The organism is Microbacterium phycohabitans, assembly GCF_032464935.1.
GTDB classification, from domain to species: domain Bacteria; phylum Actinomycetota; class Actinomycetes; order Actinomycetales; family Microbacteriaceae; genus Microbacterium; species Microbacterium phycohabitans.
In genome coordinates, this window is the sequence record NZ_JAWDIT010000004.1 from 394,748 (window position 1) to 418,682 (window position 23,935).

A 23,935-nucleotide genomic window follows, 5' to 3' on the forward strand; every position below is an offset into this window, starting at 1 on the left:
GGGGAGGCGGGCTACGGCATCTGCGCCTTCTGCGCGAGGATGCGGCGGGCGGCGGCGTCCACCTTCGCGGCGAAGGCGGGGTCGGACTCGGCGCGCGAGAGCACGGCCTGGTGCATCTCGGGGTACACCGAGGGGTCGGCCGAGACGAGGAGCAGGTCGACGCCGGCGTCGACCGCGAGCGTCGCGCGATCCGCGGGAGACCACGGCTGCACCTGGCGGGCGGCCGAGAGGTCGTCGACCGTGACCACCCCGTCGAACCCGACGGCGTCGCGCAGCACGCCCACGACCGCGGGCGAGAAGGCGGCGGGAGCGGAGGGGTCGATACGCGCGTAGATCGCGGTCGAGAGCATGACCACGGCGGGTCCCTGGGGCAGCACCGAGGAGTACACCCCGACGTCGGGGCCGTCGGCGGTGACCGTCTCGTCGGTCACGCCGGTGGAGTAGTCGGTGTTGTCGTCGACGTGCCCGAGGCCCGGGAAGTGCTTGAACGTCGGCAGCACCCCTCCGTCGCGCATCCCCGCGGCGAACGCGCCCGACTTGGCGCCGACCGTGGCTCCGTCGTAGCCGTACTCGCGCGCGAGTTCGCCGATCGGGGGATTGGATGCCGCGAACTCCGCGCTCGTGACGATGTCGGCGACCGGGGCGAGGTTCATGTTCACCCCGGCCGCAGCCAGCTGCGCGCCCCAGGTCGCCGCGCTCGCGCGGAGGGCGGCGTCGTCGGACGACGCCTGATCGAGGGCCGAGGGGATGTCGTCGAACCCCGGGCCCGAGAGCACCTGCACCGTGCCGCCCTCCTGGTCGGTGGCGACCCACAGCGGGGGCCGGCCCGCGGGCACGGTCGAGGTGAACCCGCTCACGAGCTGCGCGATCGCCGGGGTGCCGGCATCCGACCGCCCGTGCAGGAAGACGCCGCCGATGTGGTCGTTCTGCACCGCCGCCATCGTCGTCGGGTCGGCGCCGTCGACCGAGGTGCCGACCATGAACATCTGCCCGACCTTGTCGGCCAGGCTCATGCCCTCGAGCGGATCGGGCGTGCGCGTGGGGGTGGGCGTCGGCGTCGGGAGGGCAGTGGCGGATGCCGATGGGGTCGGCGGGGCGGCCGCGGGAGCGCAGCCCGCGAGGGCGAGCGCCGCGGTCGCGACGAGCAACGAGAAGCGGGCGGGGGTCTTCACCCCTCGATGCTGTCCCATCGACCTGAACGTCCGGTCCCCGCGCGGGGGGCTTGCGTCGCCGGAGAACCGCGGTCGGGTTCGAGGGACTCGTGCGATCGTCCCCGCGCCGGTGCCGATGCGGGAGCGACACCGGTCGTCTCGCGCGGCGCGCCGGCCTGCGCCGGGTGAGCGTGGAGGTGATTGGCTCTCCGCTTCCCCGCCGTCCGCGGGGCGCCCCCGGCGCGGCATCGGTCCACCCGGCTAGCTTCCGTCACGCAGCTCTCGCCCGATCCGAGGATTTCGTGACCCATTCTTCCGTCCCCGTGCCGTCGTCCCGCCCGCACGGGCGACGCATCGTGTTCGTCGATCATGCCGCCACGCCCGGAGGCGGGCAGCTCGCGCTTCTCTGGCTCCTCGAGAACAGTCCGCACCTCGACGCTCACGTGATCTTCCTTTCGGCGGGACCCCTCCTCGCTCGATTCCGTGAGGCCGGAATCCCCACCAGCGTGCTGACGTCGCGTCCCTTCGACCGCCGCATGCTGGTCACCGCGCTGCCCGCGCTCGCTGCCGAGGTCGCGCGCCAACGCGCCGACGCCGTGGTGGCGACGAGCATCGCGGCCGCCAAATCGCTCGCGTTCGTCCCCTTGCGTGTGCCGCGACTCGTCTACCTGCAGGAAGACCTGGCGCGCGCCTTCGGCCGGGGCCTGACGACGCAGCTGATGTTCCGGACGGTCTACCCGGCTTACGACGGGATCATCGCCAACAGCAGGTGGACCGCTTCGACCATCCCGGTCGAGCTCTCGGAAGTACCGCGCGCCGTCGCCTATCCGCCGTCGAACGCGATCCGGCTGCGCCGGCTCCGACGGTTCGGGGAGGGCGGGGTGGTCCGGGTGGCCACCTTCAGTCGGCCGGAGCGGTGGAAGGGCCTCGACCTCGTGGTCGATGCAGCGGAGCTGCTGATGCGGGACCGTTCGTGCCCGCGCTTCCAGGTCGACATGTTCGGAGGAGGCGCGGTGATGGACGAGCGATACACCCGAGATCTGCGACACCGGGTCGAGGCGGGACGGTTGCCCATCCGGCTCCACGGTCATATCGACGACGTCGCCGCTCGACTGCTCGACTCCGACGTGGTCGTCGTGCCTTCGCGTCTTCCCGAGCCGTTCGGGCAGGTCGTCGCGCAGGCCAAAGCCGCGGGCGCGGTCGTGATCGTCTCGGATGCCGGCGGCGCGTTGGAGCAGGTCACGCCCGGCTTCGACGGCCTGTCGTTCGCGCGGGGCTCCGCGTCGGCCCTCGCCGACAGCCTGCGATCACTGCTCGACGATCCCCGCCTCGGGACGAGATTGTCGGACGCCGGCATCGCGGAGGCGCACAGGTGGGGCGACGACGTGCTGGCCGCACGCTTCACCCGCGCCCTCGACGAGATCTGCGATCGAACCCGCGGGGCGCCCCGCAAGAGACGCCGCGCGTTCGGCCTGATCCGGCCGTGGCGGTCCGTCCGAGCGGGCAGCGTGAAGTCGGCGATCACCGGATGACGTCTGCTCGAACGGACGCTTCCCGTCCCCGCCGGACGCCGTGCCCCGCTTCAACCGGGCCCGGTTGAGGGGCGCGACCATTCGACCCCGGCTGCGAAGCGGGGGTCCCGGGCTCACCCCGGTGGCGGTCCCGTGAGCGAACGTGTCGGGAGGGATCAGCCGTTCCCCGCGGAGCAGGTCGCCTGATCCGCCTTCGTGCCGTTGATGTTCTCGGGCAGGTCGACGACGCCGGGTGCACCACTGGCATCGGGGGAGGCGCTGGCATCCGGAGCGGGGGTCTCCTCGGACGGAGCGGCGGGTTCCTCGGTGGGAGCCGACGGATCGGCGACCACGCCGCGGCCCGCTTCGCCGGTGATGGTGAGGGGAGCGTTGGCGGCGAGCGCCTCGAACAGCACCTGCGCCGAGGCCTCGTCGGGGGCGACGCGGTTGCTGTCGAACGGGTCGTCGACCACGGGGTACTGCACGAAGGTGATGTCGGAGAACGGCACGTCCTTGAGCGTGTACGCCAGCTGCGCGATGCGGACGGGGTCGGCGAGGCTCTCGCTCGGCTGGATGTTGTTGACGGCCGTGTTCGCGAGGCCGATGAGCGTGCCCGGGTTGGACAGCACCTCGTCGCTGCGCAGCTTGTTGACCAGCCGCGACATGTACTGCTGCTGGTTGCCGATACGGGCGAGGTCGCTGCCGTCGCCGATGCCCTTACGCGTGCGCAGGAAGGCGAGGGCGTCGAACCCCTTGACCACGCGGGGGCCGGCTTCCCACTGGATGCCGGCATCCGGGTCGTCGATCCCGTCGCCGCCGATGCACACCTCGATGCCGCCGATCGCGTCGGTGATGTTGACGACGTTGCCGAAGCTCACCTTCGCCGCGAAGGGGATGCTCTGCCCGGTCAGGTTGGAGACCGTGTCGGCGACGCAGGACAGACCGCCGTCTTCGAACGCGGTGTTGATCGAGGCCCGATCGGTGCCGCCGAACACGGAGCCGTCGTCGTTCGTGCACTCCGGGATGGCGACCTGCAGGTCGCGCGGGAACGACACCACGGTGGCGCGCCGCGGGTTCGCCGAGACGTAGAGCAGCATGTTGACGTCGTTGCGCGCGCCGTCGTTCTCGGGGTCGGTGCAGCGCGGTCCGAACGCCGCCGCCACGACGTCGTCGCACTCGTCGGTGCCGACCACCAGCACCGCGAAGGGCTCGGTGTACTCGCTCAGCGCGGGTGGCTCTGCCGGAGCGTCCTTCAGCGGCACCGAGGCCTCCTGCAGGCGACTCGTCAGCGACCAGGCGTAGAAGCCCCCCACCGCCACGCCGGCGACGACGATCACGGCGGCAGCGATCGCGACCAGCTTGAGGCCGCGGCGGACGCCGGACTCGGGGCGCCGTCGCGCGTGTCTCGGGGTGGGGCTGGCGTGCATGGGGGTAGTCAATCACGCGAGGACGGACACGTCCTGATGCCGGGCCGCGGCGGCATCCGTCGGTGGGTCGGAGACCGCCCCGCAGCGACGACGGGGCGGCCGGATGATCCGACCGCCCCGCCGCCTCTCAGGCCTGCGCGGATTACTGTCCGCCCTCCGTGAGCGTCACCTCGATCGGGGTGTACTCGCCGTCGACGGTGACCCCCTCGTCCTTCAACGCGCTGAGGGCCGCCTCGATGTAGTCGTTGGAGTACGCGGATGCCGCGGGCTCGGTCGTGATCAGGTTCAGCCCGTCCTGGTTGACCGCCTTGAGAGCGCCGTCGACGGTCTGCTGCCACGCGTCGGCGTCGATCATGCCGAAGTCGCCTCCGGTCCAGATGAGCTTGTTCACCTCGTTCATCTGCCACAGCTGGTGGGTGGGACCGACCGGGAAGGCGTCGACTCCCGGGGCGGTCGCGGCGGTGTACGTGATGTCGGCGGCCTCGGTGGGGTTGTCGCGGGCGAACACCCAGCCCTTGATGACGGCCTTGAGGAACCGCGTAGCGGCGTCGGCGTAGGCGGGGTCGTCGGCGAGGCGCGTCGTGTCGGCCCAGATGGCGTCCTGGAGCATGGCGCCGGCGGTGTCCTCGTACGAGATCACGTCGATGTCGTCCATCGTGTACAGCTTCCCGGTGGCGGGGTTCACCGTCTCCAGCAGCTGCGCGAGCTCGTTGTAGGTCATGGCCTGCGCGGCATCCACGTCCTTGTCGAGGAGGGCGTTCATCGAGAAGTCCTGCGTCGTGATCTGCACGGTCGAGGCGTCGAGCCCCTTGTCGGCCATGGCCGCGAAGATCTCCCACTCGTTGCCGAAGCCCCACGAGCCGATGCGCTTGCCCTCGAAGTCGTCGACGCTCGTGATGCCCGAGCCCTTCCACGACACCTGGGTGGTCCCCGACTTCTGGAACACCTGCGCGATGTCGGTGAGCTCGACGCCCTGGTTCTCGAGGGTGCCGAGGACCTTGGGCACCCAGGCGACGGCGAAATCGACGTCTCCGGCGACGAGGGCGTCCTGGGGGACGATGTCGCCACCCGAGGGCAGCACCTCGACGTCGTCGAAGCCCTCCTCCTGGAAGTAGCCCTTGTCGAGGGCGACGTAATAGCCGGCGAACTGCGCCTGCGGGAGCCACTGCAGCTGGAGCTTGAGGGAGGTGAGCGGAGTGAAGTCGCCGTCGGCGGCGGCCTGCTCGGAGCTTCCGCCGCCGGAGCAGGCGGAGAGCGCGAGGGCCGCGACGCCGACCCCGGCGATCGCGCCGAGGGCGCGTCGGGTGCTGTGTCTCATGGTGGGTCCTTCCGGATCGGGTGGAGCGCGTGTGTCGGGTGGTGCAGGCTCTTTCGTGAGGGGTGGATGCCGGTCAGCTCCGCGGGCGGCCGGCGCCGAGACGGCGCGCGACGACGCGTTCGAGCAGCGCGGTGACGAGGAAGAAGACGAGACCGATCGCGATGCCCCCGGCCACGAACGCCCAGGCGAGGGCGGCGCGCCCCGATTTGGCGTAGGTGGCGATGGCGGTGCCGATCCCGTCGGCGGGGCCGCCGAAGTATTCGGCCACGAGGGCGGAGATGACGGCGAGGGATGCCGCGACCCGCACGCCCGTGACGAGGTAGGGCAGGGCGGTGGGCAGGGTCAGGCGGAGGAACGTCTGGCCTCCGCTCGCGGCGGTGGCGCGGAACAGGTCGCGCTGGACGGGGCGTGTCTGGCGCAGCCCCCGGAGGGTGTTCACGAACACCGGGACGAAGGCGGCGATGCCGGCGACGGCCTGTCGACCGAACTGGCTCGACGCGCCGAACATCGTGTTCAGGATGGGGGTGAGCGCCACGATCGGCACGACCGCGAGGGCGGCGACCAGGGGAGCGGTCATGCCGTCGACGGGCCGCCAGGTCGCAGCCAGCGCGGCGAGCAGCACGGCGATCACGGTGCCGGCGAGGAGCCCCACGAGCGCGTTCGTCCCCGTGATGCCCGCGGCCTCGGCGATGAGTCCGACGCGTCCGACGAACTCCGCGCCCACGGCGAAGGGATCGGGGAGCATGCGCGGGGCGTTCCCGGAGGCGACGAAGGCGTACCAGGCGAGCAGGCCCGCGAGACCGACCACCAGGGGTGCGGTCCATCGCGCCCACGCGGGCAGCGGTGCGGCGGTCATCGCTCGTTCGCCCGGTGCATCGGCGAGCCGTGCAGTGCCTCGCGCACCGCCGTGACCCGGGCGAAGTACTCGGGCGACTCGCGCAGCGATTCGTCGCGCGCGCGCCCGGGGCGGGTGTCGATCACGTCGGTGATGCGGCCGGGGCGCGGGCTCATCACCACCACGCGGTCCGACAGGAACACCGCCTCCGGGATCGAGTGGGTGACGAAGACGACGGTCGCCCCCGTCTCAGCCGCGATGCGGGCGAGTTCGGACTGCAGGCGCTCGCGCGTCATCTCGTCGAGGGCGCCGAAGGGCTCGTCCATCAGCAGCAACCGCGGCGAGGCCGCGAGCGCGCGGGCGATGGCGACGCGTTGCTGCATCCCGCCCGAGAGCTGGTCGGGGTAGCGGTCGACGAAGTCGGAGAGGCCGACGAGTTCGGCGAGTTCGGCGACGCGCGCGTCGCGACGGGTGCGCGTCCAGCGGTGCAGCTCGAGGGGGAGGGCGATGTTCGCCGCGACCGTGCGCCACGGGAGGAGCCCGGCCTGCTGGAAGGCGATGCCGTAATCCTGGTCGAGGCGGGCCTGCCGCGCGGTCTTGCCGGCCAGGGCGAGCTCCCCGCCGCTGGCGGTGTCGAGGTCGGCGATGAGGCGCAGCAGCGTGGATTTGCCGCAGCCGGAGGGACCGATGAGCGAGATGAACTCGCCGGGCGCGATGTCGAGGTCGACGTCGGTCAAGGCGACGACCTCGCCGCCCGCGCTCGGGAAGACCTTGCTCAGGCCCCGCGCCCGGACCGCGCTCGTGAGGGTGTCGGTGCTCATGCGGTGTCCTCTCCGCGACGGAAACGATGAAGGGCGACGCCCACCAGGGCGACGCCGCCCGCGGCGACCAGGCCCATCGCGACGGTGCCGAAAGTGGGTGCCCAGGGGGCCGCCGGATCGGACGAGGCTTGCCCTGCGAGCTGGATGAGCATGCGGCCGATGCCGCCGCGCAGACCGATCGACACCTCGGCGACGACCGCACCGACCACAGCCGAGGCCGCGGCCAGGCGCAGGGCCGGGAGCAGGTGCGGAACCGCCGCGGGAAGACGCAGGTGCACGAGCGTCTGCCCCCAACCCGCCGAGCTCGCGCGCATGAGATCGAGGTGCAGGGCGTCGGGCGCCTCGAGACCGCGGAGCATGCCGACGGCGACGGGGAAGAAGGCCAGATAGGAGGCGATCAACGCCACCGAGAACCACTGCGGCCAGGGGACTCCGGAGCGGTCGATCTGCGTCCCCAGCGCATTGACCACCGGTGCGAACGCGATCAGCGGCACGATCTGGCTGACGACGATCCAGGGGAGCAGACCCGCCTCCACCACCCGCCAGCGTTGCATCGCGATGCCGAGCAGCGAGCCCACGACGACGCCGATGAGCCAGCCGAGGGCGGCGAGGGCGAGCGTGGTCCCGGCCGCCTGCACCACCGAGACGATCAGGGGCGGGGTGTCGCCCCCGCTCGTGGGCGCGAACAGGCGCGCGATCATCTCCCCGACGTGCGGCATGGCGCGATCGTGCGTGCGGGGGAGCAGGATGACGCCCGACCCGGCCGATCCGTCGCCGCCGACGGTCACGCCGTCGGCGGGTCCGAGCAGCTTGTACAGCTCCCAGGCCGCGATGACCGCGGCGACGCCGGCGACTCCCCAGCCCACCCTCACCGCCGCGGCGCGCCCACGCGCGGAACGGGGAGCCCGCGGCATCCGTTCCTCCCCGACGATCCCGGCGACCCCGGGGGCGACGACCTGATCCGTCACGGCCGGCTCACCGCTTCGCCGTCACCGGGGGAGTGAGCGCGGGGATCACGGTCTCGCCGTAGACCCGCATCGTCTCCTCCTTGTTGTCGTGCTGGAGGTAGCCTGCGAACTGGGTGACGCCGAGCGCACGCAGCTTCTCGAGCTTGGCGATGTGCTCCTCGGCGGTGCCGAGCACGCAGAAGCGCTCCACGATCTCGTCGGGCACGAAGTCGACGTGGTCGTTGTTGCTCTTGCCGTGCGAGTTGTAGTCGTAGCCCGTGCGACCGGCGATGTAGTCGGTGAGCGCCGCGGGCACGTTCCCCTCGGTCCCTGAGCTTGTCGAAGGGCCGTATTTCGCGACGATGTCGGCGACGTGGTTGCCCACCATCCCGCCGAACCACCGGCACTGCTCGATCATGTGCGCGCGGCTCTCCGGTGTGTCCTCGCCGATGTACATCGGCGCGGCGACGCAGAACGCGATCTCGTCGGGGTCGCGCCCAGCGTCCTCGGCGGCTTTGCGGACGGTCGCGATCATCCACTCGGCGATGTCGAGGTCGGCCAGCTGCAGGATGAAGCCGTCGGCCACCTCGCCGGTGAGTTTGAGGGCGAGAGGGCCGTAGGCGGCGACCCACACGTCGAGCTCCGACCCGCGGCTCCACGGGAACTGCAGCGTGGCGCCGTTGTACTCCACGGCGCGGGAGTTGCCGAGCTCGCGGATGACGTGCACCGATTCCCGCAGGGCCTTCAGCGTCGTGGGGCGCCCGTTGGTCACGCGCACCGCGGAGTCGCCGCGGCCGATGCCGCAGATCGTGCGGTTGCCGTACATCTCGTTAAGCGTGGCGAACGTGGATGCCGTGACCGTCCAGTCGCGGGTCGCGGGGTTGGTCACGAATGGTCCCACGATCACGCGGCGCGTGGCCGCGAGGATCGCGGAGTGGATGACGTAGGGCTCCTGCCACAGCAGGTGCGAGTCGAAGGTCCACACGTGGCTGAAGCCGTGGGCCTCGGCCAGCTGCGAGAGCTGCACCGTGCGGGCGGCCGGGGGGTTCGTCTGCAGGACGACGCCGAAATCCATGGGTGCTCCGCTCAGATCAGGTACTGGCTGAGGCCGCGCTTGACGAAGCGGCCGTCGCCCTTGGTGCCGAGGTAGGCGCCGTCGTCGACGACGACCTTCCCGCGCGAGATGACCGTGTCGACGTGCCCGTCGATCTCGTAGCCCTCCCACGCGGAGTGGTCCATGTTCATGTGGTGCGTCTTGCCGACGCCGATGGACGTGTGCCCCGAAGGGTCGTAGACGACGATGTCGGCATCCGCTCCCGGGGCGATGACGCCCTTCTTGCCGTACATGCCGAACATGCGCGCCGGCGTCGTGCTGGTCAGCTCCACCCAGCGCTCGAGGGTGATCTGTCCCGTCACGACGCCCTGGTACATGAGGTCTAAGCGGTGTTCGACCGAGCCGATGCCGTTGGGGATGGCCCGGAAGTCCCCCTGGCCGAGGGTCTTCTGGTCCTTCATGCAGAACGGGCAGTGGTCGGTGGAGACCATCTGGATGTCGTTGGTGCGAAGCGCCTGCCACATGTGGTGCTGGTGGCCCTCGTGCTTCGAGCGCAGCGGGGTCGAGCACACCCACTTGGCTCCCTCGAAGTCGCCCCACTCCTCGCTCGAGGCGCCGAGCTGGTCTTCGAGCGAGAGGTAGAGGTACTGCGGGCACGTCTCGCCGAAGACGTTCTGGCCGTTGTCGCGGGCCCACGCGAGCTGCTCGACGGCCTGCTTGGCGCTCACGTGCACGACGTACAGCGGCGCCCCGGTCAGGTGCGACAGCATGATCGCGCGATGCGTGGCCTCCTCCTCCATCTGCCACGCGCGGGCGACGCCGTGGAAGTACGGCGAGGTCTTGCCCTTCTCGATGAGCTGCTCGGCCAGCACGTCGATGACGGGGCCGTTCTCCGCGTGCATCATCGTCAAGAGCCCGGTGTCGGCCGCGACCTGCATCGCGCGCAGGATCTGGGCGTCGTCGGCGTAGAAGACGCCGGGGTAGGCCATGAACATCTTGAAGCTCGAGATGCCCTCGTCGATGAGTCCGGGCAGGGCCGCGAGGGAGTCGGCATCCACCCCTCCGACGATCTGGTGGAAGCCGTAATCGATCGCGCAGTTGCCCGCGGCGAGCTCGTGCCAGTGGGCCAGGCCGTCCTGCACGCGCTCGCCGGCGCGCTGCACGGCGAAGTCGACCATCGTGGTCGTCCCGCCCCAGGCCGCAGCCCGGGTGCCCGTCTCGAAGGTGTCGGACGCGCTCGTCCCGCCGAAGGGCAGCTGCATGTGCGTGTGCGCGTCGATCCCGCCGGGGATGACGTACTTGCCCGTGGCGTCGATGACGGTGTCGACGGATGCCGCGAGGTCGTGGCCCAGCAGGGTCGACCCCGGCGCGAGGACCGCGGCGATCGTCTCGCCGTCGAGGAGCACGTCGGCGGCGGTGCGGCCCGTCGCCGAGACGACGGTGCCTCCCGTGAGCAGGGTGGTGGCCATCGTCAGGCCTCCACGATCTCGCCGTAGGTGTCGGGACGGCGGTCGCGGTAGAACTGCCAGTCGTCGCGCATCTGCTGCACGAGGTCCATGTCGAGGTCGCGGATGAGGATCTCCTCGTGCTCGGCCGAGCCCACGGCACCGACGTGGTTCCCCCGCGGGTCGATGACCTGGCTCGTGCCGTAGAAGGTGACGGCATCCTCGCCGTACTCGTTGTCCTCGCGGCCCACCCGGTTCGGCTGCAGCACGAAGTAGCCGTTGGCAACCGCCGCGCACGGACCCTCGACCTCCCACAGGCGGTTCGACAGGCCCGGCTTGGTGGCGTTGGGGTTGAAGACCATGTGGGCGCCGTTCAGTCCGAGCTCGCGCCAGCCCTCGGGGAAGTGCCGGTCGTAGCAGATGTACATGCCGACCTTGCCGACGGCGGTGTCGAAGACGGGGTAGCCGAGGTTCCCCGGGCGGAAGTAGAACTTCTCCCAGAACTTGTCGAGGTGCGGGATGTGGTTCTTGCGGTAGCTGCCGAGCACGGTGCCGTCGGCGTCGACGAGCACCGAGGTGTTGTAGTAGACCCCGGTCTGGGCCTCCTCATAAATGGGGAGAACGCTCACCAGGCCCAGCTCCTTCGCGAGGGCGGCGAAGCGCTGCACGATCGGGCCGTCGACGGGCTCGGCGTAGCGGTAGTACTTCTGGTCCTGCGTGATGCCGAAGTAGGGGCCGTAGAACAGCTCCTGGAAGCACACCACCTCCGCCCCGCGGGCCGCGGCGTCGCGGGCGAACTGCTCGTGCTTGTCGAGCATCGATTCCTTGTCACCGGTCCACGTGGTCTGCGTGATCGCCGCTCGCACCGTCGTCATGGGTTCTCCTCGTCCGTGCCGGGCCCGCGCCGGGCGGGGGCCGTGTTCTGTTACTGTCGCGCCTGAACATTTCCCGACGATTTCTTCGGGTGACTTCGCCGTTAATTGGAGGACGATGCTCGCGCCCACGGCTCTCTCCTCGCGTTCCGCGGCGGGATTGGCGGCCGAGATCGCCCGCCTCGTCACCGACGGCACGCTCGAACCGGGCGAGCGCCTGCCCACCGTGCGCGAGGTGGCCGCCGAGCTGGGCCTGTCCACCGGCACGGTCGCCGCGGCCTGGCGCGCGCTCGCCGAGGCCGGCGTCGTGACCTCCCGCGGACGCGCCGGGACGTTCGTCCGCGCGGAGCGGCGGGAGTGGCTGAGCCCGCGCGTGCGGGGGATGGCCGCCCCCGAGACGCCCGGGGCGACCCCTCACACGCCGCGGGGACTCGGGGGACGGGTGGGAGCCGGCATCCGGCTCGACCTGTCGCTCGGCACCCCCGACCCGGCGATGCTGCCGTCGATCGAGCGCGCCCTCTCGCTCGCGCGCCCGCGCGCCGACACCGGTCGCTACCACGACCTTCCCGTGCTGCCCGAGCTGCATGAGGTGCTCGCGGCCGACTGGCCGGTGCCCACGGTCGAGGCGCTCACCGTCGTCGACGGCGCCTTCGACGGCATCTCCCGCGCGGTCGACCAGGTGGTGCGCTTCGGCGACCGGGTCGCGGTCGAGTCGCCCGGATTCCCGTACATCTTCGACCTCGTCGACGCCACCGGCGGCGTCGTGCTCCCGCTGCAGAGCGACGCCGACGGCATCCTCCCGGCCGCCCTGGCCCGGTCCCTCGCGCAGCGCCCGTCGACGCTGCTCGTGCAGACCCGCGCGCAGAACCCCACCGGGGTCTCGATGTCGGTCGAGCGGGCGCGGCGACTGGCCGACGTTTTGCTGACGGTGCCGGGCGGCCGCGGGGTCACCGTCATCGAAGACGACCACTCCGCGCTCATCGCCACGGCCCCGGCCGTCACCCTGGCGCGATGGATCCCCGCCCAGGTCGTGCACGTGCGCGGCTTCAGCAAGTCGCACGGTCCCGATCTGCGCATCGCCGCTCTCGGTGGACCCGCCGACATCGTCGAGCGGATCGTGCGTCGCCGCATGCTCGGCCCGGGCTGGACCTCGCGCCTGCTGCAGTCGGTGCTCCTGGAGCTGCTCACCGATCCGCGCTCGATCGCCCCCGTGCGCACCGCCCGGCTGATCTATCGCGACCGCCTCGACCGGCTCACGGCGGCCCTGCGCCGCCTCGGCATCGACGTCGGGGCGCCCGACGGGATCAACCTGTGGCTCCCGGTGCGCGACGAGCGCGCGGCCCTGGTCTACCTGGCCGCCGAGGGCATCGCGGTGGCGGGCGGGCGTCCGTTCCTCGCCGACCCCGCGCCCGAGGTGCAGAGGGTGCGGGTGACCGCGGGCTCGGTCACCGAGAACGTGCGTCTCGTGGCCGAGGCGCTCGCCCGCGCCGCCGCGGCTCCGCCCCTGTCGTAGGCGGTCGTCAACCCCCGGGTCCGGTGTCGGAGGGGGCTTCTAGGGTGGATGCCATGACCGTTCCTTCTGTTCAGCTCAACGACGGAAACTCCATCCCCCAGCTCGGCTACGGCGTGTTCCTCGTGCCCGCCGACGACGCCGAGCGCGCCGTTTCCGAGGCCCTCGAGGTCGGCTACCGCCACATCGACACCGCCGCCATCTACAAGAACGAAGAGGGCGTGGGCCGCGCGATCGCCTCCAGCGGCATCGCGCGCGACGAGCTCTTCATCACCACCAAGCTCTGGAACGACCGCCACGAGGGCGACGAGCCGCTCGCCGCGATCGACGAGAGCCTGCAGAAGCTCCAGCTCGACGCCGTCGACCTGTACCTCATCCACTGGCCCACGCCGAAGAACGACAACTACGTCCACGCGTGGCAGAAGATGATCGAGATCCGCGAAGCCGGAAAGACCCGCTCGATCGGCGTCTCGAACTTCCTCGTGCCGCACCTCGATCGCATCGTCGCCGAGACGGGCGTCACCCCCGCCGTCGATCAGATCGAGCTGCACCCCGCCCTCAGCCAGCGCGAGATCGCGGCCTGGGGCCAGGAGCACGACATGCACATCGAATCGTGGGGCCCGCTCGGCCAAGGCAAGTACGACCTGTTCGAGCTGCCCGCGGTGAAGGATGCCGCAGAGGCGCACGGCAAGAGCCCCGCCCAGGCCGTGCTGCGCTGGCACATCCAGCACGGCTTCATCGTGTTCCCCAAGTCGGTGCGCCGCGAGCGTCTAGAAGAGAACTTCGACCTGTTCGACTTCGAGCTCTCCGCCGACGAGATGGCCGCGATCGACGCCGTCGACCCGGGCGACGGCTCGGGCCGCGTGGGCACCCACCCCGACGACCTCAACTGAGGTCGGCGCACCCGCGCAGATGAACCGCCTCGCGAACGCCTCGAGCCCCTACCTGCGGGCCCACGCCGACAATCCCGTCGCGTGGTTCCCGTGGGGGGCCGAGGCGTTCGCGCTCGCGGCCGAGAGAGATGTCCCCGTGATGGTCTCGATCGGCTACAGCACCTGTCACTGGTGCCACGTCATGGCGCGGGAGTCGTTCCAAGACGCCGAGACCGCCGCGGCCCTGAACGACGGCTTCGTGTCGATCAAGGTCGACCGCGAAGAGCACCCCGACGTCGACGCCGCCTACCTCGATGCCGCCAGCGCCTTCACTCCCCACCTCGGTTGGCCCCTGACCGTGTTCGCGAGCCCCGAGGGGCGGGTCTTCTACGCCGGCACGTATTTCCCACCGACGCCGCGCCCGCCGCAGCCCTCCTTCCGGCAGGTGCTCGCCGCGGTCCGCGAGGCGTGGACCGAGCGACGCGGTGAAGTGGATGCCACCGGCTCGTCGCTCCGCGATGCTCTCGCCGCCGCGGCGACCGCCCCCGCCGACGCGCCGCCCGCCCTCGACCAGCTCGCCTCCGCCGCCCGCGCGATCGCCGCGCGCGAGGACCGCGAGTACGGCGGCTTCGCCGCGGGGCCGGCTTTCGAGACGCCCAAGTTCCCGAACACCCCCGTGCTGCGGTTCCTGCAGCACCCCGCTCTGACCGAGACGGTGCCGGATGCCGCGGGCGTGGCATCCCGTGCCCTCGCCGCCATGGCCGGCTCCGACCTGCACGACACCGTCGAGGGCGGCTTCTTCCGCTACGCCACGCGCCGCGACTGGAGCGTGCCGCACTTCGAGCGCATGCTCACCGACAACGCCGGCCTCGTCGAGGTCGCGTTCGCCGCGGGCGACGAGGCGGCCGCAACCGACGCCGCGCGTTTCCTCGTCGACGTCCTGCAGCTGCCCACCGGCGGGATCGCCGCCGCGCAGGACTCCGAGTCGGTCATCGACGGCGCCCGCAACGAGGGCGGTTACTACCGGCTGCCCGCCGAGGAGCGCGCGCGGCTTCAGCCCCCGGCCCTCGACGCGAAGGTCGTCACGGGCTGGAACGGGCATGCGATCGCTGCTCTCGCCCTCGCGGGCACCCGCACCGATCCCCGCTTCCTCGAGGCGGCGCGCTGGGCCGCCGACGCCGTGATCGAGGGCAACGTCGCCGACGACGGCACGCTGCGCCGCGCGTCGCTCGACGAGATCCGCTCCGCCGCGCCCGCGACCCTCGAGGACTACGGCGGCCTCGCGCGCGGCCTGGTGGCCCTCGCCCGGGCGACCGGCGAGGTCGCCTACGCCGAGCGCGCGCGGACCCTCCTCGACCTGTGCCTCACCGACGACGGCATCCATCCTCCCGGCGGTGGTGACGCGGTGCTCGTCGCGCAGGGCATGCAGCCGCACGGCGTCCCCACCGATGGCGCCTCGCCCTCCGGACCGTCGGTCTTCGCCGCGGCCGCCCTCGACCTGTGGCGTCTCGGCGCCGGGGAGCGTTACCGCGACGCCGCCGAAGCGCTGGTGCGCGCCGCCGCCGAGGTCGCCCTCGCCTCGCCGCTCGCGCACGGGGCGGTCCTCGAGGTCGCCCTCGGGCTCATCACCGCCCCGCGACAGGTCGTCGTGGTCGGAGAGGCGGATGCCGCGATCGCCGACGCCGCCCGTCGGGTCGCCGCCGACGTCGTCGCGGTGGTGTCCCCGGCGCAAGCGCAGGCCTTCGCCGCGGCCGGCTTCGAGCTCTTCGAGGGCAAGGTCGCCCAGGGCGGCGAGGCAACGGCCTACGACTGCCGCGCGTTCACGTGCGCGCTGCCGACGACGGATCCGGCGGCGCTGGTCTGAGGCGGGCCGCCCATCCCGGTCGGCTTACGACGCGGCGCGCGGGTTCGTCGCGAGAGAGGGCCCCGTGGTGTTGCGGGCAGGGGGCTCGCGGGCTCGTGAGACGTCGCGGTTCTGCCGAGCCGGCGGGAACCCGCGGATGCTCCGGCGAAGGCTGCAAGGTCCGCGCTCATCTTCGCGGATCGGCACTGCGCTCCTGAGCCGCGCCCGTCGCCCCGCGATGCGGCTGTCGCCCTCACTCCAGCAGATGCCGCAGGAACCTCCCCGGCGCCTCCAAGAACCCCCGATGCAGCCGCACCAGCTCGAGGTCGTCCCACGCGCTCTCGCGGATGCCCCAGTCGCCCAGCTCGAGGATCGTCGCTCCCGGCAGGGCGGCCAGAACGGGGGAGTGCGTCGCGCAGATCACCTGCGTTCCGCGCGAGCGCATGCGATCCAGGGATGCCAGCCAGCGCAGCGTCGACGAGAACGACAGCGCCGCCTCGGGTTCGTCGAGGCAGGCGAGCCCGGCGACGTAGCGCTCGTGGTCGAGGGCCTCGTCGAGCAGGGCGTTGAACGACTCGCCGTGACTCATCGCGTGGAGGTCGCGTGCCCCGTCGCGCAGGTCTTCCCGCCACGAGTAGTAGCTGTGCATGGTCTCGGCCCGCAGGAAGAAGCCCCATCGCGGAGCGCGTGGGCTCCGCTCGATCCGCAGCCATTCGCCCAGCGGGCTCTCGGTGCGGCGTGTCTCGCCTCCGCCGTTGGTCGACCCGCCCTCCGCGGGAAGCCCCGCGGCCTCGGCGATGCCCTCGATGAGCGTCGACTTGCCCGACCCGTTCTCCCCGACGAGGAAGGTCACACCGGGGGCGAACTCCCATCCGTCGGCACCGGCGACCTCGAGGAAATGCGCCACCGCGGGCACCGTCGCGGGCCAGGTGCCGGGGTCCACCGGCGCGTCCTGGAAGAGCTTGACCCGCTGCACGGGGCGCGGGTCGTGCAGCCAGTCATCCCCTCGCGTCATGCTCGCCCCTCGGCATCCGCCCCGCCCACGTCAGATCCAGGTGGGCAGCCAGTTGTGCAGTCGCCAGAACTCGTAGGGCACGGGGAGTCCCGCCCACACGGGGTACCAGAACGCCGACACGACGACGCACAGCGCGAGGAAGGCGAGCACGACGACCTGTCCGCTCAGGCGGGTCGAGCCCCTCACCCCCCGCGCGATCTCGCGCAGGGTGAACGCGAGCGCGAGCACGAGGAACGGCAGCATCGCGACCGTGTAGAACTGGAAGATCGTGCGCTCGGGGTACAGCAGCCACGGCACGTAGGTCGCTGCGAGGCCCGTCAGCACGAGGGCGTACCGCCAGTCGCGCACCATCACGAAGCGCACGAGCAGGAAGAGGGATGCCGCGACCCCCGCCCACCAGATGATGGGGTTCGCGATGCTCGAGATCGCCTCGGTGCACCCCGTCGGCAGCGTGCAGCCGTTGACGCCCGCGTCGTCCTGGTGCCAGTACATCGACGTGGGACGGATCAGCAGCGGCCACTGCCACGCGGGGCTCGCGTAGCTGTGCGGGGTGACCAGGCCCACGTGGAAGGCGTACATCTCCTGGTGGTACGACCACAGCCGCTGCAGCGGTTCGGGCACCCAGGCCCAGAAACCGGTCGCCTCCACCGGGGTCCCGCGCTTGTAGCCGCCGGTGGTGAAGAGCCACCCCGACCAGCTCGCCACGTACACGACGAGAGCGACCGGCACGAGCAGCACGAACGAGGCGAGGCCCTGGCGCACGGCATCCATCGGCCACTGCACGATCCCGGCGCGTCGGCGCGCGAGGGCGTCGGTGACGACGGCGTAGACGCCGACGGCGGCGATCACGTACAGACCCGACCACTTCACGGCGGTGGCGGCTCCCGCGGCGACGCCGGCGGCGACCAGCCACGGGCGGTTCCAGAGGACCGGCCCCCACATCGGGTGCTCGAGCCCGCGCGCGGCAATGAGAGAGGCGATCCGATCGCCCGAACGGCGGTGATCGAGGGCGACGAACCAGAACGTCAGCACGATGAAGAACGTCAGGAAGATGTCGAGCAGCGCGATGCGGCTGAGCACGATGCCGAGGCCGTCGATCGCGAAGAGACCGGATGCCACGGTGGCCAGCGGGATCGACCCGGTCAGCGTCCGGGCGAAAAGGTAGATCGCCAACACCGTCGCCGTGCCGATGACGGCGGCCGAGATGCGCCACCCCGTCGCCGAGTCGGGTCCGAGCAGCGCCATGCCGGCTCCGATGAGGATTCGGCCCAGGGGCGGATGCACGACGTAGCTGCCGATCCCGGTGAACACGTCGGTGTCGCCCGCCGCGAAGCTCGCGTCGGCGTCGTCCGGCCACGTCGAGGGGAAGCCGAGCACCCACTGACTCCAGGCGTCTTTGACGTAGTACGTCTCGTCGAAGACGAGCTGGTGCGGGTTGCCGATGTCGACGAGGCGCAGGATCGCGGCGACGAGGGTCACGAGGGCCGGAGCGAGCCAGCGCCACAGCCGCATACCGCGGGGAGTCGCCAGCAGCGCGTCGCGCCAGCGATCGAGTCGCGTCTGCTCGCCGGCGGGGAGCAGGGGGGAGACGGCTGTGCTCACGGCCCCCAGCCTAAGGTGGAACGGTGATCATCCTGGCGGCGACCCCCATCGGCAACCTGGGCGACGCCTCGAAGCGTCTGATCGAGGCCCTCGAGAACGCCACGGTCGTGGCCGCCGAGGACACCCGCACGACGCAGCGCCTGCTCGCCGGTCTCGGCGTCGAGAACCGTCCGCGCCTGATCGCCCTGCACGACCACAACGAGAAGGACCGCGCCGCCGAGCTGGTCGAGCTCGCCCGCGACGACGACCTGCTCGTGCTGAGCGACGCCGGGATGCCGACCGTGAGCGATCCCGGCTTCGGGCTCGTCGCCGCCGCGGCCGCCGCGGGCGTCACGGTCACGGCCATCCCGGGGCCGAGCGCCGTCGTCACCGCGCTCGCCGTGGCCGGCCTGCCGACCGACCGCTTCGCCTTCGAGGGCTTTCCCCGCCGCAAGCCCGGTGAGCGCCGCAAGGCCTTCGCGCAGCTGGCGGCGGAGGAACGGACGCTGGTGTTCTTCGAGTCGCCGTCGCGATTGGCATCCACTCTCGACGACCTCGCTTCGGCGTTCGGCGCGGATCGTCCCGCCGCCGTCTGCCGCGAGCTGACCAAGCTCTACGAAGAGGTCAAGCGGGGGACCCTCGCCGAGCTCGCCGCGTGGGCGGCCGAGGGCGTCCGCGGCGAGATCGCGATCGTCGTCGGCGGCGCCTCGGCGCGCGAGGTGGCCTTCCCGGATGCCGTGACCCAGACGCTCGAGCTCGTGCGCGGGGGAGTGCGGCTCAAAGAGGCGGCGGCCGAGGTGTCGTCGCAGACCGGGCACTCCTCGCGCGAGTTGTATCAGGCGGCGCTAGCGGTCAAGCGCTGAGTCACCCGATTCTTTTCGCGCGCGGGGTCGGGATCCGTCGTCCGGCGCTCGCCGCGGCGACGGATCCCGACTTCTCACGGGGCCGATCCGCAAGGCGGCCCCGCGACGGTCAATGCCGGCGTCGTCGCAGCATCAGACCGGTGCCCGCGGCCAGGGCGAGGAGACCCGCCGCGGCGAGGCCCAGCGGGAGCGTCGTTCCGGTTCGGGCCAGCCCCGGCACGGGCGTCGGGCTGACGGACGGCGAGGCGGACGGCGACGGCGAGGCGGACGGGCTCGGCGACGGCACGATCGGCCCGCCGGGCTCGGCGGGGGTGGGCTCGCCCGGCGTCGGTTCACCGGGTTCGGCGTCGGCCACGCGCTCCAGCGCGAGGTCGTCGATCGTGCCCCACGCGCCGGCGGGGAGGTCGGCGTCCACCCGCACGGTCAGGCTCTCGCCGTCGGCGATCTCGATCTCGCCGGTGCGCGGTTCCGACCACACCCGCCACCCGCCGGCCTCGAACGAGGCGGTCGACGTCTCGGCATCCGAGATCAGCTCGAGGGTCGCGGTTCCCTCGCCGAAAGCCCCGCCCTGCAGGGCGGCGGTGGCGACGTACCGGCCGGCCGGGAGGCCGTCGACGCGCTGCGTGAGGATGAAGGAGGCCGCGCCCTCGGCGAAGAAGTGGGCCGAGCGCTCGCCCGTGCGGGGGTCGTCGGTGGCGCGGAGCGAGAGCGGACCCTCGACGTCCCACATCGAGACGTCGGAATCCTCGAAGCCGGGGTTGCGCAGCAGGTTCTCTGCCGAGACCGCGACCACCGCGAGCGCGGCATGGTCGTCGGCGGTCGTTCCGGCGATCTCGTAGGCACCCGGCTGGGACAGGTCGGGCGCGGGCTCCCACGTCACCCGGCTCTGCTCGCTCGTGCCGTCGCTGAAGCGCACGGTCACTCGTTCTGGCAGGCGCAGCTCGTCGCCCGTGGTGAGGGCGAGGCGGACGGTGTCGACGCCGGTCACCTCGCGGGGCGCGACGGCTCCCGTGCGGACGTACTCGAACGTGCGCAGCGACTCGACGGGGGTGCCGTCGGAGGCGAAGAGCGCCTGGTTGTCCCACGCCGATCCGCCGAAGTACTCACCCGCGTCGTCGGGGTCGTACTCGCCCGCGAAGCTCGACGCCCAGCCCGAGCCGTCGCGCTCCCAGAGCACGCGGTTGCGGGCGAGCTGATCGGGCGCGCCTACGGGCAGCCACGCGGGCTCCCAGTAGTACGCACCGATCCCCGCGCCGCCGACGTCGGCGACGGCCTGGACGACATCGCGCAACGCCGTGGCCTGGCCTTGGACGCTCACCGGGTACGCTTCGGCCTCGGCGGCGGAGTCGATCACGTTGGGGTGCCCGTCCGCGTCGTCGAGCGTCCGCACCCAGGAGGTCTCGGCGACCATGACCTTCTTGTCGTACGTGTCGGCCACCTGCCTCAGAACGGCGGTGAGGTTCTCGGTCGTCCCGTGCCAGAACGGGTAGTACGACGAGGCGAAGACGTCGTAGTCGACGTCGTAGGCGTCGAGCTGAGCCGCGTAGGTCGCGTAGTGCCCCGGGCGCTCCGGGTTGGTCACGTGCACCGCGACGAGGGCGTCGGGAGCGACCTCGCGAACGGCGGCGGCTCCGGCCGAGAACACGCGGGCCATGTCGGGCCACCCGGTCACCCCGGCCACCCCACCGTTGGTCTCGTTGCCGACCTGCACCAGCTGCACGTCGACGCCGGCCGCGACGAACTCCGCGAGGGCGTCGCGCGTGAAGTCGCCGACAGCGGCGGCGATCGCCGCCCCATCCCGCCCCGCCCACGCCTTCGGCGCCTTCTGCTTCGCAGGGTCGGCCCAGAAGTCGGAGTAGTGGAAGTCGACGGCGACCCCCAGACCCGCCGCGGTTGCGCGCTCGCCGATCCGCACCGCGCGGTCCACGTCGACCGTGCCCCCGCCGTAGCCGCGACCGGCCCCGTCGAACGGATCGTTCCACACGCGCACGCGCACGTCGGTCACCCCGTGGTCGGCGAGCACCTCGAACAGGTCGGCGGGGCGACCCTCGTCGTCGCGGAACACGACGCCCGACTCCTCGAGTGACAGCACCGACGACACGTCGACGCCGAGGGCGAAGTCGGATGCCAGGTTCTCGACGCGCGGGACCGTTATCCCCGCCTCGACCGGCTCCGCTTCGGGCGCGGCGTGAGCCGCCGTCAAGGGCGCCACCACGAGGGCAGCACCGAGGGTCAGGGCCGCGAGGGCCGTACTGCGGGGGTGTTTCGGCATCCGGATCTCCATCGATCGGTGAACGGGTCGGTCGGGCTCAGCCCTTGACCGATCCCTGGGTGAGGCCGCCGACGATGTAGCGCTGCAGCGACAAGAAGAGGGCGAGGACGGGGATCGAGGCCAGCACCGAGCCCGCCGCGAACAGGCCCCAGCGAGAGGTGAGCTGGTTCGAGACCCACTGGTACATGCCGACGGCGAGCGTCCAGTTGTCCTCGGAGACGAGGATGATGCGCGCCAGGATGTAGTCGCCGAAAGCGGCGATGAAGGCCAGCAGCGCCACGACCGCGAGGATCGGGGTGACCAGCGGCATGATGAGCCGCCAGAAGATCTGGGCGTGGGTCGCGCCGTCGATCTTGGCCGACTCGTCGATCTCGATCGGGATCGTGTTGAAGAACCCGTACATCAGGAAGGTGTTCGCACCGAGCGCGCCGCCGAGGTACACGCAGATGAGCGCGAGCTTGGAGTTGATGCCGAGCGCGGGGACCACCTCGCCGATGGTCAGCAGCATCAGGAAGATCGCCACGAACGCCAGGGCCTGGGGGAACATCTGCACGATGAGCAGGCCCGTGAGGCTCGCCCGCCGCCCCGAGAAGCGGAAGCGCGAGAAGGCGTAGGCCCCCGCGGCCCCCATGAGCACCGCGCCCACGGACGCGACGCCGCCCACGAGAAGGGTGTTGCCGACCCAGGTCCAGTAGCTCGTGCCCGAGAGAGCCGCGAAATTGGAGAAGTCGACGGCCGAGAACAGCGCGCTGGACGAGGCGAGACTTCCGCGCGGGTTGAGCGAGGCCGAGACGACGTACACCAGGGGGAAGAGGGCGTAGAAGGCGACGAGCACGGCGACGGGGTACTTCCAGCCGACCTCGGCGAGCCAGCGGCGTTTCTTCGCGGGCGAGGTCCGAGATGCCGGGTGGTTGCCGTCGCGCGAGGCGACGCCGGTGGAACGGGCGATGCCGGTCATGAGAACTCCTCGAGCTTGCGGGTCTGGCGGAAAGCGAGGGCCGAGATCGCGCCGACCACGACGAAGACGACGATCGAGAGGGCGCTGGCCAGGCCGTAGTCGGCCGCTCCGCCCGAGACACCGGAGATGTCGTAGATGGCCGAGATGAGGATGTCGGTCGATCCGAGGGCGTACGGCGCACCGGGTATGGCCGGTCCGCCGTTGTTGAACATGTAGATGACGGTGAAGTTGTTGAAGCTGAACGCGAATGACGAGATCGCCAGCGGAGCGGTCGACACCAGCAGAAGCGGCAGCACGATCGAGCGGAACGAACGCCAGCGCCCGGCGCCGTCGAGCTGGGCGGCTTCGAGGGTGTCCGAGGGGAGGGCCTGCAGCGCGCCGGTGCACACGAGGAACCAGTAGGGGTAGCTGAGCCACACGTTCACCCACAGCACCGCGAGCTTCGCCAGCACGGGGTCGCCGAGCCAGTTGATCGGGAGTCCGAAGAAGAAGACGTCGTTGATGACGCCGAACTCCGAGTTGAACATCCCGCGGAACAGCAGCGCCGACATGAACGCCGGGAAGGCGTAGGGGAGGATGAACAGGGTCCGCAGGAACTTCCGCGCCCGCACCCGAGGATCGTTGAAGATGAGCGCGAACAGCAGACCGAGACCGAAGCTCAGCACCACCGACAGGATCGCGAACGCGAACGTCCATCCCGTGACCGACAGCAGCGGCGCGACCAGGGCGCCGTCGGTGAACACGCGCAGGAAGTTCTCGAAGCCGACATTGACGTACCACCCGGTGGGCAGGCTCTCGCCGTCGGCCGAGGTGAAGGTCCCGCGGTCGGTCGCCGCATAGACGGTGCCGCTGGTGGTGTCGGTGATCGTCTGGGCGTCCTCGTCCCACACGAGCGTCGAGGTGTAGACGGTCGCCGTCGACCCGTCGCGCGTGCGCAGCGCCCCGTCGTTCGGGTCGTCCGAGAGGGGCACGCGCAGGGCAGCCGCCGTGCTCTGCAGCCCGGGGTCGGTCAGCAGCTCGGCGCGAGGCACCACGGTCCAGCCCGACACCTCGGTGGGAGCGCCGCTCTGGCCGACGACGCCGTCGACGGCGGTGAGCGGCTCGTCGGGGGTGCCCACGCGCACGACGTCGTCGTCGGCGATGGCGAGCCCGTACTGGCCGAGACGCTCGACCACGACCATGGGGTAACTCGGCGAATCGTCCACCCGGCGTTCACCCTGGATGAGGGTGGCGTCCACCGCCTGCTCCTGCGAACCCGCGTGACCGGTTCCGTAGTTGGTGAAGGCGATGTAGGCGGTGTACCCGAAGATGAACACCTGGAAGGCGAAGAGAAAGATCAGCCCCGGCAAAAGGTACTTCAACGGCAGGGCGCGCCGAGTGAAGTAAACCACGTCGGCGACGACGAGCAGGACGGCGGTGATCGAGGCCAGCAGCCACGAGTCCGCACCGACGGCGGTGAGGATCGTCAGGATGCCGAAGGCGTTGACGACCGCCATGATCGCGAGCTTCACGAGGAAGCCCACGCCGATGCCTCGCCACCCGCGGGCGTGCGACTCGCGTCGCGGCGTCCGCAGCGGCTCGGGGGCGGTGGGGGCGGCGCCCGGAGGCGCGACGGGTGGGGTGACCGACATGGGTGCTCC

Annotated in this window: 19 protein-coding genes; 5 read left to right on the forward strand and 14 right to left on the reverse strand. The window is 71.4% G+C overall.

Translation table 11 applies throughout. From position 1 onward, the window contains the following. Nucleotides 1–11 precede the first annotated feature (11 nt). A complete protein-coding gene (locus tag RWH44_RS13175; protein ID WP_316004911.1) occupies nt 12–1,172 on the reverse strand; it encodes a glycoside hydrolase family 3 N-terminal domain-containing protein in 1,161 nt (386 codons plus the stop codon). Nucleotides 1,173–1,453: 281 nt separating this feature from the next. Here RWH44_RS13175 and RWH44_RS13180 point away from each other — a divergent pair, with 281 nt between their 5' ends. Then, the gene (locus RWH44_RS13180; protein ID WP_316004912.1) at nt 1,454–2,683 is read left to right on the forward strand and encodes a glycosyltransferase family 4 protein; all 1,230 of its coding nucleotides are present in this window, start codon (nt 1,454–1,456) and stop codon (nt 2,681–2,683) included. 155 nt (nt 2,684–2,838) lie between these two features. On the opposite strand, the gene RWH44_RS13185 is transcribed toward RWH44_RS13180, so the two are convergent. The 8 genes from RWH44_RS13185 to RWH44_RS13220 all read right to left on the reverse strand — a co-directional run bounded on the left by RWH44_RS13185 (nt 2,839) and on the right by RWH44_RS13220 (nt 11,384). Continuing rightward, complete coding sequence (locus RWH44_RS13185) at nt 2,839–4,089, reverse strand: LCP family protein (protein ID WP_316004913.1); 1,251 nt, start codon at nt 4,087–4,089, stop codon at nt 2,839–2,841. Between the two features lie 142 nt (nt 4,090–4,231). Continuing rightward, nucleotides 4,232–5,407, reverse strand: coding sequence for an ABC transporter substrate-binding protein (locus RWH44_RS13190; protein ID WP_316004914.1), 1,176 nt, complete (start codon nt 5,405–5,407; stop codon nt 4,232–4,234). A 73-nt stretch (nt 5,408–5,480) separates the two neighbouring features. Continuing rightward, nucleotides 5,481–6,263, reverse strand: coding sequence for an ABC transporter permease (locus tag RWH44_RS13195; RefSeq protein ID WP_316004915.1), 783 nt, complete (start codon nt 6,261–6,263; stop codon nt 5,481–5,483). Continuing rightward, the gene (locus tag RWH44_RS13200; RefSeq protein WP_316004916.1) at nt 6,260–7,063 is read right to left on the reverse strand and encodes an ABC transporter ATP-binding protein; all 804 of its coding nucleotides are present in this window, start codon (nt 7,061–7,063) and stop codon (nt 6,260–6,262) included. The genes RWH44_RS13195 and RWH44_RS13200 overlap by 4 nt, the downstream gene beginning before the upstream one ends. Then, nucleotides 7,060–8,031 (reverse strand): ABC transporter permease, encoded by a 972-nt coding sequence (locus RWH44_RS13205; RefSeq protein WP_316004917.1) that lies wholly within the window; start codon nt 8,029–8,031, stop codon nt 7,060–7,062. Before RWH44_RS13205 ends, RWH44_RS13200 begins: the two co-directional genes overlap by 4 nt. A 7-nt stretch (nt 8,032–8,038) precedes the next feature. After that, entirely contained in the window at nt 8,039–9,085 is a 1,047-nt protein-coding gene (locus RWH44_RS13210) for a TIGR03842 family LLM class F420-dependent oxidoreductase (RefSeq protein WP_316004918.1), read from the reverse strand. Between the two features lie 11 nt (nt 9,086–9,096). Then, nucleotides 9,097–10,533, reverse strand: a complete 1,437-nt coding sequence (gene hydA / locus RWH44_RS13215) for a dihydropyrimidinase (RefSeq protein WP_316004919.1) — start codon at nt 10,531–10,533, stop codon at nt 9,097–9,099. A 2-nt stretch (nt 10,534–10,535) separates the two neighbouring features. Then, nucleotides 10,536–11,384 carry a nitrilase-related carbon-nitrogen hydrolase gene (locus tag RWH44_RS13220; protein ID WP_316004920.1) on the reverse strand — a complete coding sequence of 283 codons (849 nt, stop codon included), beginning with the start codon at nt 11,382–11,384 and terminating at the stop codon, nt 10,536–10,538. A gap of 115 nt (nt 11,385–11,499) precedes the next feature. Here RWH44_RS13220 and RWH44_RS13225 point away from each other — a divergent pair, with 115 nt between their 5' ends. The 3 genes from RWH44_RS13225 to RWH44_RS13235 are packed head-to-tail and all read left to right on the forward strand — an operon-like array spanning nt 11,500 to nt 15,627. Next, nucleotides 11,500–12,894, forward strand: coding sequence for an aminotransferase class I/II-fold pyridoxal phosphate-dependent enzyme (locus RWH44_RS13225; RefSeq protein ID WP_316004921.1), 1,395 nt, complete (start codon nt 11,500–11,502; stop codon nt 12,892–12,894). Nucleotides 12,895–12,947: 53 nt separating this feature from the next. Beyond that, a complete protein-coding gene (locus RWH44_RS13230; RefSeq protein ID WP_298873167.1) occupies nt 12,948–13,784 on the forward strand; it encodes an aldo/keto reductase in 837 nt (278 codons plus the stop codon). Between the two features lie 19 nt (nt 13,785–13,803). Further along, entirely contained in the window at nt 13,804–15,627 is a 1,824-nt protein-coding gene (locus RWH44_RS13235; RefSeq protein WP_316004922.1) for a thioredoxin domain-containing protein, read from the forward strand. A 232-nt stretch (nt 15,628–15,859) separates the two neighbouring features. Here RWH44_RS13235 and RWH44_RS13240 read toward each other — a convergent pair whose 3' ends face one another. Together RWH44_RS13240 and RWH44_RS13245 are read right to left on the reverse strand one after the other, a co-directional pair. Further along, the gene (locus RWH44_RS13240; protein ID WP_316004923.1) at nt 15,860–16,621 is read right to left on the reverse strand and encodes an AAA family ATPase; all 762 of its coding nucleotides are present in this window, start codon (nt 16,619–16,621) and stop codon (nt 15,860–15,862) included. A 30-nt stretch (nt 16,622–16,651) separates the two neighbouring features. Continuing rightward, nucleotides 16,652–18,223 (reverse strand): dolichyl-phosphate-mannose--protein mannosyltransferase, encoded by a 1,572-nt coding sequence (locus RWH44_RS13245; RefSeq protein ID WP_316004924.1) that lies wholly within the window; start codon nt 18,221–18,223, stop codon nt 16,652–16,654. A gap of 23 nt (nt 18,224–18,246) precedes the next feature. On the opposite strand from RWH44_RS13245, the gene rsmI reads away from it, so the two are divergent. Then, complete coding sequence (gene rsmI, locus RWH44_RS13250) at nt 18,247–19,065, forward strand: 16S rRNA (cytidine(1402)-2'-O)-methyltransferase (protein ID WP_316004925.1); 819 nt, start codon at nt 18,247–18,249, stop codon at nt 19,063–19,065. Nucleotides 19,066–19,174: 109 nt separating this feature from the next. Here the strand turns inward: rsmI and RWH44_RS13255 are convergent, their stop codons facing one another. The 3 genes from RWH44_RS13255 to RWH44_RS13265 are packed head-to-tail and all read right to left on the reverse strand — an operon-like array spanning nt 19,175 to nt 23,926. Beyond that, nucleotides 19,175–21,337: a glycosyl hydrolase 53 family protein gene (locus tag RWH44_RS13255; protein ID WP_316004926.1), complete on the reverse strand. Its 2,163-nt coding sequence runs from the start codon at nt 21,335–21,337 to the stop codon at nt 19,175–19,177. Between the two features lie 37 nt (nt 21,338–21,374). After that, entirely contained in the window at nt 21,375–22,295 is a 921-nt protein-coding gene (locus RWH44_RS13260) for a sugar ABC transporter permease (RefSeq protein ID WP_316004927.1), read from the reverse strand. Further along, on the reverse strand, nt 22,292–23,926 hold the full coding sequence (locus tag RWH44_RS13265; RefSeq protein ID WP_316004928.1) for an ABC transporter permease subunit: 1,635 nt from the start codon (nt 23,924–23,926) through the stop codon (nt 22,292–22,294). Before RWH44_RS13265 ends, RWH44_RS13260 begins: the two co-directional genes overlap by 4 nt. Nucleotides 23,927–23,935: the final 9 nt, after the last annotated feature.

Coding starts and splice junctions, on each gene's coding strand:
- RWH44_RS13220 (WP_316004920.1), bottom strand. CDS start 11,384: ATGACGACGGTGCGAGCGGCGATCACGCAGACCACGTGGACCGGTGAC.
- RWH44_RS13200 (WP_316004916.1), bottom strand. CDS start 7,063: ATGAGCACCGACACCCTCACGAGCGCGGTCCGGGCGCGGGGCCTGAGC.
- hydA (WP_316004919.1), bottom strand. CDS start 10,533: ATGGCCACCACCCTGCTCACGGGAGGCACCGTCGTCTCGGCGACGGGC.
- RWH44_RS13195 (WP_316004915.1), bottom strand. CDS start 6,263: ATGACCGCCGCACCGCTGCCCGCGTGGGCGCGATGGACCGCACCCCTG.
- RWH44_RS13210 (WP_316004918.1), bottom strand. CDS start 9,085: ATGGATTTCGGCGTCGTCCTGCAGACGAACCCCCCGGCCGCCCGCACG.
- RWH44_RS13230 (WP_298873167.1), top strand. CDS start 12,948: ATGACCGTTCCTTCTGTTCAGCTCAACGACGGAAACTCCATCCCCCAG.
- RWH44_RS13240 (WP_316004923.1), bottom strand. CDS start 16,621: ATGACGCGAGGGGATGACTGGCTGCACGACCCGCGCCCCGTGCAGCGG.
- RWH44_RS13190 (WP_316004914.1), bottom strand. CDS start 5,407: ATGAGACACAGCACCCGACGCGCCCTCGGCGCGATCGCCGGGGTCGGC.
- RWH44_RS13235 (WP_316004922.1), top strand. CDS start 13,804: ATGAACCGCCTCGCGAACGCCTCGAGCCCCTACCTGCGGGCCCACGCC.
- RWH44_RS13225 (WP_316004921.1), top strand. CDS start 11,500: ATGCTCGCGCCCACGGCTCTCTCCTCGCGTTCCGCGGCGGGATTGGCG.
- RWH44_RS13185 (WP_316004913.1), bottom strand. CDS start 4,089: ATGCACGCCAGCCCCACCCCGAGACACGCGCGACGGCGCCCCGAGTCC.
- RWH44_RS13260 (WP_316004927.1), bottom strand. CDS start 22,295: ATGACCGGCATCGCCCGTTCCACCGGCGTCGCCTCGCGCGACGGCAAC.
- RWH44_RS13265 (WP_316004928.1), bottom strand. CDS start 23,926: ATGTCGGTCACCCCACCCGTCGCGCCTCCGGGCGCCGCCCCCACCGCC.
- RWH44_RS13255 (WP_316004926.1), bottom strand. CDS start 21,337: ATGCCGAAACACCCCCGCAGTACGGCCCTCGCGGCCCTGACCCTCGGT.